The organism is Streptomyces viridochromogenes, assembly GCF_001270495.1.
In the GTDB taxonomy this organism is placed as follows: Bacteria; Actinomycetota; Actinomycetes; order Streptomycetales; family Streptomycetaceae; genus Streptomyces; species Streptomyces viridochromogenes_A.
The window spans coordinates 19,479-31,643 of sequence record NZ_LGUR01000199.1 but is presented as its reverse complement, the minus strand read 5'-3'; the positions used below and the strand labels follow the sequence as shown (position 1 = coordinate 31,643).

11 protein-coding genes are annotated in these 12,165 nt (G+C 69.5%); all 11 read left to right on the top strand.

Annotated features, from left to right (window positions below; translation table 11 throughout):
• Nucleotides 1-162 precede the first annotated feature (162 nt).
• Nucleotides 163-1,068 (top strand): pyridoxal 5'-phosphate synthase lyase subunit PdxS, encoded by a 906-nt coding sequence (gene pdxS, locus ADK36_RS22060; protein WP_048581098.1) that lies wholly within the window; start codon nucleotides 163-165, stop codon nucleotides 1,066-1,068.
• A gap of 24 nt (nucleotides 1,069-1,092) precedes the next feature.
• Nucleotides 1,093-1,701, top strand: coding sequence for a pyridoxal 5'-phosphate synthase glutaminase subunit PdxT (gene pdxT / locus ADK36_RS22055; protein WP_048581097.1), 609 nt, complete (start codon nucleotides 1,093-1,095; stop codon nucleotides 1,699-1,701).
• 48 nt (nucleotides 1,702-1,749) lie between these two features.
• Entirely contained in the window at nucleotides 1,750-2,502 is a 753-nt protein-coding gene (locus tag ADK36_RS22050) for a YebC/PmpR family DNA-binding transcriptional regulator (protein ID WP_048581096.1), read from the top strand.
• A gap of 138 nt (nucleotides 2,503-2,640) precedes the next feature.
• Nucleotides 2,641-3,180 (top strand): crossover junction endodeoxyribonuclease RuvC, encoded by a 540-nt coding sequence (gene ruvC, locus ADK36_RS22045; protein WP_048581095.1) that lies wholly within the window; start codon nucleotides 2,641-2,643, stop codon nucleotides 3,178-3,180.
• Complete coding sequence (ruvA, locus tag ADK36_RS22040) at nucleotides 3,177-3,782, top strand: Holliday junction branch migration protein RuvA (RefSeq protein WP_048581094.1); 606 nt, start codon at nucleotides 3,177-3,179, stop codon at nucleotides 3,780-3,782. The genes ruvC and ruvA overlap by 4 nt, the downstream gene beginning before the upstream one ends.
• 136 nt (nucleotides 3,783-3,918) lie before the next feature.
• Complete coding sequence (gene ruvB / locus ADK36_RS22035) at nucleotides 3,919-4,989, top strand: Holliday junction branch migration DNA helicase RuvB (protein ID WP_048581093.1); 1,071 nt, start codon at nucleotides 3,919-3,921, stop codon at nucleotides 4,987-4,989.
• 175 nt (nucleotides 4,990-5,164) lie between these two features.
• Nucleotides 5,165-5,662 (top strand): preprotein translocase subunit YajC, encoded by a 498-nt coding sequence (gene yajC, locus ADK36_RS22030; RefSeq protein WP_048581092.1) that lies wholly within the window; start codon nucleotides 5,165-5,167, stop codon nucleotides 5,660-5,662.
• Nucleotides 5,663-5,795: 133 nt separating this feature from the next.
• Nucleotides 5,796-7,550 (top strand): protein translocase subunit SecD, encoded by a 1,755-nt coding sequence (gene secD / locus ADK36_RS22025; RefSeq protein WP_048581091.1) that lies wholly within the window; start codon nucleotides 5,796-5,798, stop codon nucleotides 7,548-7,550.
• A gap of 1 nt (nucleotide 7,551) precedes the next feature.
• Entirely contained in the window at nucleotides 7,552-8,676 is a 1,125-nt protein-coding gene (gene secF, locus ADK36_RS22020; RefSeq protein ID WP_048581090.1) for a protein translocase subunit SecF, read from the top strand.
• Nucleotides 8,673-9,212, top strand: a complete 540-nt coding sequence (locus ADK36_RS22015) for an adenine phosphoribosyltransferase (RefSeq protein ID WP_048581089.1) — start codon at nucleotides 8,673-8,675, stop codon at nucleotides 9,210-9,212. Before secF ends, ADK36_RS22015 begins: the two co-directional genes overlap by 4 nt.
• 386 nt (nucleotides 9,213-9,598) lie before the next feature.
• Nucleotides 9,599-12,139, top strand: a complete 2,541-nt coding sequence (gene relA / locus ADK36_RS22010; RefSeq protein WP_048581088.1) for a GTP pyrophosphokinase — start codon at nucleotides 9,599-9,601, stop codon at nucleotides 12,137-12,139.
• The last annotated feature ends 26 nt before the right edge of the window (nucleotides 12,140-12,165 follow it).

Here is a 12,165-nt window from a genome sequence, read left to right as displayed (position 1 = left end):
GACACTAACGCGGCCCCGGGGGCCGCACAGATCCGCGACGAGGCGCGCGGGGGACGGAGGGAAAACGATCCACCGCCTCACTATTGGCCCTTGAAGTGGCCCCCACCCCTCACGTTTCCTCGATGCTTGCAGTAGCCCCTTTTTCACCGAGCGAGGTCACCCGTGTCCATCTCCGAAAACCAGGCCCCCGAGACCGGCACCGCGCGCGTGAAGCGCGGCATGGCCGAGCAGCTCAAGGGCGGCGTGATCATGGACGTCGTCACGCCGGAGCAGGCGAAGATCGCCGAGGACGCGGGCGCGGTCGCCGTCATGGCCCTGGAGCGGGTCCCCGCCGACATCCGCAAGGACGGCGGCGTGGCCCGGATGTCCGACCCGGACATGATCGAGGGCATCATCGACGCCGTCTCCATCCCGGTCATGGCCAAGTCCCGCATCGGCCACTTCGTCGAGGCCCAGGTCCTGCAGTCCCTCGGCGTCGACTACATCGACGAGTCCGAGGTCCTCACCCCGGCCGACGAGGTCAACCACTCCGACAAGTGGGCGTTCACCACCCCGTTCGTCTGTGGCGCCACCAACCTGGGCGAGGCCCTGCGCCGCATCGCCGAGGGTGCCGCGATGATCCGCTCCAAGGGCGAGGCCGGCACCGGCAACGTCGTCGAGGCCGTCCGCCACCTGCGCCAGATCAAGAACGAGATCGCCAAGCTGCGCGGCTTCGACAACAACGAGCTGTACGCCGCCGCCAAGGAGCTGCGCGCCCCCTACGAGCTGGTCAAGGAAGTCTCCGAGCTCGGCAAGCTCCCGGTGGTGCTGTTCTCCGCCGGCGGTGTCGCCACCCCGGCCGACGCGGCCCTGATGCGCCAGCTCGGCGCCGAGGGCGTGTTCGTCGGCTCCGGCATCTTCAAGTCCGGCGACCCGGCCAAGCGCGCCGCCGCCATCGTGAAGGCGACCACCTTCTACGACGACCCGAAGATCATCGCGGACGCGTCCCGCAACCTCGGCGAGGCCATGGTCGGCATCAACTGCGACACCCTCCCCGAGACCGAGCGCTACGCCAACCGCGGCTGGTAAGCCCACTCCAAGGACTGCACGTACATGACTGATGCACCCGTCATAGGTGTTCTGGCCCTCCAGGGCGACGTACGGGAGCACCTCATCGCCCTGGCCGCGGCCGATGCCGTGGCCAGGCCGGTGCGGCGCCCCGAAGAGCTCGCCGAGGTCGACGGCCTCGTCCTCCCCGGCGGCGAGTCCACGACCATCTCCAAGCTGGCCGTCCTCTTCGGCGTGATGGAGCCGCTCCGTGCGCGCGTACGGGACGGAATGCCCGTCTACGGCACCTGCGCCGGCATGATCATGCTCGCCGACAAGATCCTCGATCCGCGCTCGGGCCAGGAGACGATCGGCGGCATCGACATGATCGTGCGCCGCAACGCCTTCGGACGTCAGAACGAGTCCTTCGAAGCGGCGGTCGACGTGAAGGGCGTCGCGGGCGATCCTGTGGAGGGCGTCTTCATCCGCGCCCCCTGGGTCGAGTCCGTCGGCGCCGAGGCCGAGATCCTCGCCGAGCACGACGGCCACATCGTCGCGGTCCGCCAGGGCAACGCACTGGCCACGTCGTTCCACCCGGAACTGACCGGCGACCACCGTGTGCACGGCCTGTTCGTCGACATGGTGCACGCGAACCGGACGGCGGAGTCCTTGTAGGATCTCTGGCGTTCGTTCATAGATGGGTTACGCGAAGGAGACAGGCAGATGTCCGGCCACTCTAAATGGGCCACGACGAAGCACAAGAAGGCCGTGATCGACGCCAAGCGCGGCAAGCTCTTCGCGAAGCTGATCAAGAACATCGAGGTCGCGGCGCGCATGGGCGGCGTCGACCTCGAAGGAAACCCGACGCTCTACGACGCCGTTCAGAAGGCCAAGAAGCAGTCGGTTCCGAACAAGAACATCGACTCCGCGATCAAGCGCGGTGGCGGTCTCGAAGCCGGTGGCGCCGACTACGAGACGATCATGTACGAGGGTTACGGCCCGAACGGCGTCGCGGTGCTCATCGAGTGCCTCACCGACAACCGCAACCGCGCCGCCTCCGACGTCCGCGTCGCCATGACCCGCAACGGCGGCAACATGGCCGACCCGGGCTCGGTGTCGTACATGTTCAGCCGCAAGGGCGTCGTCATCGTCCCCAAGGGCGAGCTGACCGAGGACGACGTCCTCGGCGCCGTCCTGGACGCGGGTGCCGAGGAGGTCAACGACCTCGGTGAGTCCTTCGAGGTCATCAGCGAGGCCACCGACCTGGTCGCGGTCCGCACCGCCCTCCAGGAGGCCGGCATCGACTACGACTCCGCCGACTCCAGCTTCGTGCCGTCCGTCCAGGTCGAGCTGGACGAGGAGGGGGCCAAGAAGATCTTCAAGCTGATCGACGCTCTCGAGGACAGCGACGACGTGCAGAACGTCTTCGCCAACTTCGACGTCAGCGACGAGATCATGGAGAAGGTCGACGCGTAACGCCGCCGCGAGCGAAACGCGCTCAACGGGCCGACGGGGTAACCCCGTCGGCCCGTCGCGTTGCCGGGCGTTGGTGCCCGGCGTTGTCAGTGGCACCCGATAGCCTGCACAAACAGGCGATCGAAGGGAGGGCGCGGGGTGCGTGTACTGGGGGTGGACCCGGGGCTGACGCGATGCGGTGTCGGCGTGGTCGAAGGCGTCGCCGGACGCCCGCTCACCATGCTCGGCGTCGGTGTCGTACGCACGCCCGCGGACGCCGAGTTGGGACAGCGCCTCGTCGCCATCGAGCAGGGCATCGAGCAGTGGCTGGACGAGCACCGGCCCGAATTCGTCGCCGTGGAGCGGGTGTTCAGCCAGCACAACGTCCGTACGGTGATGGGCACCGCCCAGGCCAGCGCCGTCGCCATGCTCTGCGCCGCCCGCCGCGGCATCCCCGTCGCCCTGCACACGCCCAGCGAGGTCAAGGCCGCCGTCACCGGCAGCGGCCGCGCCGACAAGGCCCAGGTCGGCGCCATGGTCACCCGCCTGCTGCGGCTCAGCGCCCCGCCCAGACCGGCCGACGCCGCCGACGCCCTAGCGCTCGCCATCTGCCACATCTGGCGCGCCCCCGCCCAGAACCGACTCCAGCAGGCCGTCGCCCTGCACACCGCCAAAGCACCGAAAGGCCGTACGGCATGATCGCCTTCGTCAGCGGCACAGTGGCCGCACTCGCTCCGGACGCCGCGGTGGTCGAGGTGGGCGGGGTCGGCATGTCCGTCCAGTGCACCCCGAACACCCTGTCCACCCTGCGCCTCGGCCGGCCCGCCAGGCTGCACACCTCGCTGGTGGTCCGCGAGGACTCCCTCACGCTGTACGGCTTCGCGGAGGACGACGAACGCCAGACGTTCGAGCTGCTCCAGACCGCGAGCGGAGTCGGTCCGCGCCTGGCCCAGGCGATGCTGGCGGTGCACTCGCCCGACGCCCTGCGCCGAGCCGTCGCGACGGCCGACGAGAAGTCGCTCACCGCCGTTCCCGGCATCGGCAAGAAGGGCGCCCAGAAGCTGCTCCTGGAGCTGAAGGACCGCCTGGGCGAGCCCATCGGCGCGCCCGCCGTCGGCGCACCGGTCACCCAGGGCTGGCGCGACCAGCTGCACGCCGCCCTGATCGGCCTCGGGTACGCGACACGGGAGGCCGACGAGGCGGTCACCGCCGTGGCCCCGCAGGCCGAGGCCGCCAACGGCACGCCGCAGGTGGGCCAGTTGCTGAAGGCGGCTCTGCAGACCCTGAACAGAGCCCGCTGATCGACGGCCCTGACGCGCCCCCGTACGCCACCCACCGCGACCCCCGAGGCAATTCCATGCTGTGCCTTCCCGGGGGACAACCCCCGGACCCCCGGCCGATCGACGGTCCCCGGCACACCCGGCTAGGAGAACTTCAGTGAACTGGGACGACACGACCGAAACCCCCGCCCCCGAGCGGCTGGTGGGCTCTGTCGCCGACGGTGAGGACCAGGCCGTCGAGTCCGCGCTGCGCCCGAAGGACCTGGGCGAGTTCATCGGCCAGGAGAAGGTCCGCGAACAGCTCGACCTCGTCCTGCGCGCCGCACGCGCGCGCGGTGCCACCGCCGACCATGTGCTGCTCTCCGGCGCCCCCGGCCTCGGCAAGACGACCCTCTCGATGATCATCGCGGCCGAGATGGGCGCCCCCATCCGCATCACCTCCGGCCCGGCCATCCAGCACGCCGGCGACCTCGCGGCGATCCTCTCCTCCCTCCAGGAGGGCGAGGTCCTCTTCCTCGACGAGATCCACCGCATGTCCCGGCCCGCCGAGGAGATGCTGTACATGGCGATGGAGGACTTCCGCGTCGACGTGATCGTCGGCAAGGGGCCGGGCGCGACGGCGATCCCCCTGGAGCTGCCCCCGTTCACCTTGGTCGGCGCCACCACGCGCGCGGGTCTGCTGCCGCCCCCGCTGCGCGACCGCTTCGGCTTCACCGCGCACATGGAGTTCTACGAGCCCGCCGAACTGGAGCGCGTCGTCCACCGCTCGGCGAACCTGCTCGACGTCGAGATCGACGCCGACGGCGCCGCCGAGATCGCCGGCCGTTCCCGCGGCACACCCCGTATCGCCAACCGCCTGCTCCGCCGGGTCCGGGACTACGCCCAGGTCAAGGCCGACGGGATCATCACCAGGGACATCGCCGCGGCCGCCCTCGCCGTCTACGAGGTCGACGGTCGCGGTCTCGACCGCCTCGACCGCGGCGTCCTGGAGGCCCTGCTGAAGCTGTTCGGCGGCGGCCCGGTCGGCCTGTCCACGCTCGCGGTCGCGGTGGGGGAGGAGCGCGAGACCGTCGAGGAGGTCGCCGAACCCTTCCTCGTACGGGAGGGTCTGCTCGCCCGCACCCCGCGCGGCCGGATCGCCACGCCCGCCGCGTGGGCGCACCTCGGCCTGACCCCACCACGCTCGCAAGCTGCGGGAAACGGACAACAGGACCTGTTCGGGACGTGATGGCTCCGTCACGGCGAGCACACTGGCCGGAGCAGGAACCCCGGTGCCATGCTGAGCGTTGTTCCCTGCGCGGAGACTCGCTTAGACTCCGCCGATGCCGCCTTTGTCGGCGGCACACATACCCCCAACCATCAGGCCGCTCACCATCGCGGTCGTGTGAAGGAAGTTCCGACCCGTGAGTCTCGTGACCCTCCTCCCGTTCATCGTGCTCATCGGGGCCATGTTCCTGATGACCCGGTCGGCCAAGAAGAAGCAGCAGCAGGCCGCCGACATGCGGAACCAGATGCAGCCCGGATCCGGTGTCCGCACCATCGGGGGCATGTACGCCACGGTCAAGGAGGTCAGCGACGACACCGTCCTCGTTGACGCCGGCCCGGGCGTGGAGCTCCTTTTCGCCAAGAACGCGATCGGTGCCGTCCTCTCCGACGACGAGTACAACCGCATCGTGCACGGCATCGAGCACGATCTGAAGTCCGACGTCGTCCCGGACGACGCCTCCTCCCTCACCGGGACTGACGAGCCCGCCGCTGCCGCCGACTCCGACGAGAAGTCCGTCGACCTCGGTAAGAAGGACGAGGAGGACGCGGCCGAGGAGTCCTCCGACGCCGTGTCCGCCGAGGCGAAGACGGACGACGAGCCGAAGAAGACCGACGGCGACACCGACGCGAAGTAGCCATGCTCCGGGGCGCGCGGGCCACGCCTGCGCGCCCTCGGGCATGCTGAGCTCGCACGGGATCCCGACACCATGTCATGGCCGCCCGCCCGTTTGATCCGGAGCGAGGCGGCCCGAGAGGGAGTACGAGAAGGTGGCAGCACCTAAGAAGGGCCGGAGCGCGAGCGCCCAGAGCAAGCCAGGGCGCTCGCTGGCCCTCATCCTGATCGCCATCGCGGCGCTCACCGGAGGGATGTTCGCCTCGGGGCACACCAAGCCGCGACTGGGCATCGACCTGGCCGGCGGCACGAGCATCACGCTCCGCGCGGAGTCCGAGCCCGGCCAGGAATCCGCGATCAACAAGACCAACATGGACACCGCGGTCGAGATCATGGAACGCCGTGTCAATGGTCTGGGTGTCTCGGAGTCCGAGGTACAGACCCAGGGCGATGCGAACATCATCGTCAACATCCCCAAGGGCACGAACTCCAAGGAAGCCCGGGACCAGGTCGGCACCACCGCGAAGCTCTACTTCCGCCCGGTCCTCACCACCGAGATCTCCGGCGGCGCCGCGACGGCCACCCCCTCGCCGAGCGCCTCCGACAGCGCGTCGGGCGACTCCACCGACAAGGCGACCTCCTCCGCGTCCCCCTCCGGCGCCACCAGCCCGTCGCCGAGCTCCACCACGCAGGGCCGCGCGGTCACCGACGCCCTGAAGAAGGCCGACCCCACGCCGTCCACGAGCGCCTCCTCCAGCGCCTCTCCGTCGGCGAGCGGCAGCCCCTCCGGCGACCAGGCGAGCAGCGCCCTCGAAGCGCAGTACGCCGCGCTGGACTGCACCAAGCAGGCGGTCCGCGCCAAGGCCGGCGACGGCGTCAAGCCGACCGAGCCCACTGTCGCCTGCGGCCAGAACTCGCAGGGCCAGTGGCAGAAGTACATCCTCGGCCCCGCCGAGGTCGACGGCACGGACGTCGACAAGGCCCAGGCCGTCTGGAACGCGCAGAACGCCGCTGGCTGGACCGTGACCATGGACTTCACGGGCGCCGGCGGCAAGAAGTTCGCCAACATCACCGGCAAGCTCGCCAAGAACCAGCCGCCGCAGAACCAGTTCGCCATCGTCCTGGACGGTGAGGTCGTCTCCGACCCCTCCGTCAGCCAGGCCCTGACGGGCGGCAACGCCGAGATCTCCGGCAACTTCACCCAGCAGTCGGCCGAGAGCCTCGCCAACATGCTGTCCTACGGCGCCCTGCCGCTGACCTTCAAGGAGGACAGCGTCACCACGGTGACCCCGGCGCTCGGCACCGAGCAGCTGCAAGCCGGTCTGATCGCCGGTGCCATCGGTCTCGCCCTGGTCGTGATCTACCTGCTGGTCTACTACCGCGGCCTGTCGATCATCGCCATCCTGTCGCTGCTGGTCTCCGCCGCCCTGACCTACACGATCATGTCGCTGCTCGGTCCGGCCATCGGCTTCGCGCTGAACCTGCCGGCCGTCTGCGGTGCCATCGTCGCCATCGGCATCACGGCGGACTCGTTCATCGTGTACTTCGAACGCGTCCGCGACGAGATCCGCGAGGGCCGCACGCTGCGCCCCGCCGTCGAGCGGGCCTGGCCGCGTGCCCGGCGCACCATCCTGGTCTCGGACTTCGTGTCGTTCCTCGCCGCCGCGGTGCTCTTCATCGTCACCGTCGGCAAGGTGCAGGGCTTCGCGTTCACGCTCGGCCTGACCACCCTGCTCGACGTGGTCGTCGTGTTCCTGTTCACCAAGCCACTACTGACGATCATGGCCCGCAGCAAGTTCTTCGGCAGCGGTCACAGCTGGTCCGGCCTGGATCCCAAGCGCCTGGGTGCCCAGCCGCCACTGCGCCGTACCCGCCGTCCCTCCGCCCCCGTCGAGACGAAGGAGGCGTGAGATGTCGAAGCTCGGCAACCTCGGCGCCCGACTGCACCGTGGCGAGGTCGGCTACGACTTCGTCGGCAACCGCAAGATCTGGTACGGCCTGTCGATCCTGATCACCATCACGGCCATCGTCGGCCTGGCGGTGCGCGGCCTGAACATGGGCATCGAGTTCCAGGGCGGTGCGGTCTTCAACACCCCGAAGACCAGCGTCTCGGTCTCCCAGGCGCAGGAGTACGCGGAAAAGGCGTCCGGCCACGACGCGATCGTCCAGCAGCTCGGCAGCGGCGACAAGGCCACGCTGCGCATCCAGGTCGCCGGTATCGACACCGCCCAGGCCGACAAGGTCTCGGCGCAACTGGCCAAGGACCTGGGCGTCGCGGAGAAGGACGTCACCGGCGAGCTCGTCGGCCCCAGCTGGGGTGAACAGATCGCCAACAAGGCATGGCAGGGTCTGGGGATCTTCCTGGTCCTGGTGGTGATCTATCTGGCGATCGCGTTCGAGTGGCGCATGGCGGTCGCCGCGTTCGTCGCTCTGATCCACGACATCACCATCACGGTCGGCATCTACGCCCTCGTCGGCTTCGAGGTCACGCCGGGCACGGTGATCGGTCTGCTGACCATCCTCGGTTATTCGCTCTACGACACGGTCGTCGTCTTCGACAGCCTCAAGGAGCAGACGAAGGACATCACCAAGCAGACCCGCTGGACCTACAGCGACATCGCCAACCGCTCCATCAACAGCACCCTGGTCCGCTCGGTCAACACCACGGTGGTCGCGCTGCTGCCGGTGGGCGGTCTGCTGTTCATCGGTGGCGGTTTCCTCGGCGCCGGCATGCTCAACGACATCTCGCTGTCGCTGTTCGTCGGTCTCGCCGCCGGTGCGTACTCCTCGATCTTCATCGCCACGCCGCTCGTCGCCGACCTCAAGGAGCGCGAGCCGCAGATGAAGGCCCTGAAGAAGCGTGTGCTCGCCAAGCGGGCGCAGGCCGCGGCACAGGGCGAGACCCCGGACGCCCCGGCCACCGACGAGCCCTTCGACCACGAGCCGGAGGACGCGGCCGCCGCGGTCGTAGGATCCCGCAGCCAGCCCGCGTCCCGCAGCCGGGGCCGTGGCCGACCCTCGGGGAAGCGCCGATGACCGACATCAAGGAGCTCCTGCTCAGCCGTATCCGCGATGTGGCGGACTACCCGGAGCCGGGTGTGATGTTCAAGGACATCACCCCGCTCCTGGCGGACCCGGCGGCGTTCACCGCGCTCACCGACGCCCTGGCCGAGATCGCCGGGAACACCGGCGCCACGAAGATAGTCGGCCTGGAGGCCCGCGGCTTCATCCTGGGCGCCCCGGTCGCCGTCCGCGCGGGCGTCGGCTTCATCCCCGTACGCAAGGCGGGCAAGCTCCCCGGGGCGACCCTCAGCCAGGCGTACGACCTGGAGTACGGCTCCGCGGAGATCGAGGTCCATGCCGAGGACCTCGCCGCGGGCGACCGCGTCCTGGTCATCGACGACGTCCTGGCCACGGGCGGCACCGCCGAGGCCTCGATCGAGCTGATCCGCCGGGCCGGCGCCGAGGTGGCCGGCCTGGCCGTCCTGATGGAACTGGGCTTCCTGGGCGGCCGCGCACGCCTGGAGCCGGCTCTCACGGGAGCGCCGCTGGAGGCACTGCTGGTGGTCTGACCCGCACGGCGGCGCGGCCCCACATCACGGCGAACGGCCGTCCCGGCACTTCCGGGACGGCCGTTTCGCATGTGACGCGGGGTGGACAGCCGCGTTCCAAAGGGGCGCGGGGAAACTGCGGGACCGGCCACGACGGCGCCGCGGCCGCGCGGGGTTCTCAGGTCCCGTCCCACATACCTCCGTCAACCCGGGGGTCACCCTCCGAGCACTTTCGAGACGCCTCCAGAACACCCCGAGCCGCCTCCAGGAATGCAGGCGGCAGCCTCTCGTGTTTCTCAGGTAGACGGCCCTCACATCGGCCTGAAGGCGATCCTGCGGCGCAGGATCGCTACCATGGGTTCTCCGGAGCCTGACCGGGGGACCCGGATCGCGCACGAGGAGCCCTCTTGCCAGACGAGGCCCAGCACCTGACCGCCGCCAAGCCCGAGTCCGCCTCGGCGCCCGCGGCGAAGCCCGCGCCGAACGCGCCGCACGCCAAGAACGACTCGCGCGGGACGGTCGAGCACGCCCAGTCCGCGCCCGTCGACAAGCCGGCCGAGCAGGCGCGACCCAAGCCTGTCCCGCCGGAGCGGCCCGTCAACACGCCCGCGGCCCGCCCGAACACCGGCCAGCCCGCCCGATCCGGCTCCTCCAACCGCGTCCGCGCCCGCCTCGCCCGCCTCGGCGTCCAGCGCTCCAACCCGTACAACCCGGTGCTGGAGCCACTGCTGCGGATAGTCCGCAGCAACGACCCCAAGATCGAGACGGCCACGCTCCGCACGATCGAGAAGGCCTACCAGGTCGCCGAGCGCTGGCACCGCGGCCAGAAGCGCAAGAGCGGCGACCCGTACATCACGCACCCCCTCGCCGTCACCACCATCCTCGCCGAGCTGGGTATGGATCCGGCCACCCTGATGGCGGGCCTGCTGCACGACACCGTCGAGGACACCGAGTACGGCCTCGACCAGCTCCGCCGCGACTTCGGCGACTCCGTGGCCCTCCTCGTCGACGGCGTCACCAAGCTCGACAAGGTCAAGTTCGGCGAGGCCGCGCAGGCCGAGACCGTGCGCAAGATGGTCGTCGCCATGGCCAAGGACCCCCGCGTCCTGGTCATCAAGCTCGCCGACCGCCTGCACAACATGCGCACCATGCGCTACCTCAAGCGCGAGAAGCAGGAGAAGAAGGCGCGCGAGACGCTGGAGATCTACGCGCCGCTCGCCCACCGCCTCGGCATGAACACCATCAAGTGGGAACTGGAGGACCTCGCCTTCGCGATCCTCTACCCCAAGATGTACGACGAGATCGTACGGCTGGTGGCCGAGCGGGCACCGAAGCGTGACGAGTATCTGGCCATAGTGACCGACGAGGTCCAGCAGGACCTGCGGGCCGCCCGCATCAAGGCGACCGTCACCGGCCGCCCGAAGCACTACTACAGCGTCTACCAGAAGATGATCGTCCGCGGTCGCGACTTCGCGGAGATCTACGACCTGGTGGGGATTCGTGTCCTTGTCGACACGGTCCGCGACTGCTACGCCGCCCTCGGCACCGTGCACGCGCGATGGAACCCGGTCCCCGGCCGGTTCAAGGACTACATCGCGATGCCCAAGTTCAACATGTACCAGTCGCTGCACACGACGGTCATCGGCCCCAACGGCAAGCCCGTCGAGCTCCAGATCCGCACGTTCGACATGCACCGCCGTGCCGAGTACGGCATCGCCGCGCACTGGAAGTACAAGCAGGAGGCCGTCGCCGGTGCCTCCAAGGTCCGCACCGACGCGCCCAAGTCGTCCGGCAAGGGCAAGGACGACCACCTCAACGACATGGCGTGGCTGCGCCAGTTGCTTGACTGGCAGAAGGAGACCGAGGACCCGGGCGAGTTCCTGGAGTCCCTGCGCTTCGACCTGTCCCGCAACGAGGTCTTCGTCTTCACCCCGAAGGGCGACGTCATAGCGCTCCCGGCCGGGGCCACGCCGGTCGACTTCGCCTACGCCGTCCACACCGAGGTCGGCCACCGCACCATAGGGGCACGGGTCAACGGCCGCCTCGTACCGCTCGAATCCACCCTGGACAACGGCGACTTGGTGGAGGTCTTCACCTCCAAGGCACCCGGCGCGGGCCCCTCCCGCGACTGGCTCGGCTTCGTGAAGTCGCCGCGCGCCCGCAACAAGATCCGCGCCTGGTTCTCCAAGGAGCGCCGCGACGAGGCCATCGAGCAGGGCAAGGACGCCATCGTCCGCGCGATGCGCAAGCAGAACCTGCCGATCCAGCGCATCCTCACCGGCGACTCGCTCGTCACGCTCGCCCACGAGATGCGCTACGCCGACATCTCCGCGCTGTACGCGGCGATCGGCGAGGGGCATGTCTCCGCGCAGAACATCGTGCAGAAGCTCGTCCAGGCGCTCGGCGGCGAGGAAGCCGCCACGGAGGAGATCGACGAGTCGGTCCCGCCGGCCCGCGGCCGCAGCCGCAAGCGCCGCTCCAGCGCCGATCCGGGCGTGATCGTCAAGGGCGTCGAGGACGTATGGGTCAAGCTGGCCCGCTGCTGTACGCCCGTACCGGGCGACCCGATCATCGGCTTCGTCACGCGCGGTAGCGGAGTATCGGTTCACCGCAGCGACTGCGTGAACGTGGAGTCACTGTCCCGCGAGCCCGAGCGCATCCTAGAGGTCGAGTGGGCGCCCACCCAGTCCTCGGTCTTCCTGGTCGCCATCCAGGTCGAGGCCCTGGACCGCTCCCGGCTCCTCTCCGACGTCACGCGCGTTCTGTCCGACCAGCATGTCAACATCCTCTCCGCGGCCGTCCAGACCTCCCGCGACCGCGTCGCCACCTCCCGCTTCACCTTCGAGATGGGCGACCCGAAGCACCTCGGGCACGTCCTGAAGGCGGTCAGGGGAGTGGAGGGCGTCTACGACGTGTACCGCGTGACATCGGCGCGCAGCCGGGCGTAAGGCATACGAGAGAGGGGCTCCCGTAC

Coding starts and splice junctions, on each gene's coding strand:
- ADK36_RS22015 (WP_048581089.1), top strand. CDS start 8,673: ATGACCGACATCAAGGAGCTCCTGCTCAGCCGTATCCGCGATGTGGCG.
- ruvA (WP_048581094.1), top strand. CDS start 3,177: ATGATCGCCTTCGTCAGCGGCACAGTGGCCGCACTCGCTCCGGACGCC.
- secF (WP_048581090.1), top strand. CDS start 7,552: ATGTCGAAGCTCGGCAACCTCGGCGCCCGACTGCACCGTGGCGAGGTC.
- pdxT (WP_048581097.1), top strand. CDS start 1,093: ATGACTGATGCACCCGTCATAGGTGTTCTGGCCCTCCAGGGCGACGTA.
- ADK36_RS22050 (WP_048581096.1), top strand. CDS start 1,750: ATGTCCGGCCACTCTAAATGGGCCACGACGAAGCACAAGAAGGCCGTG.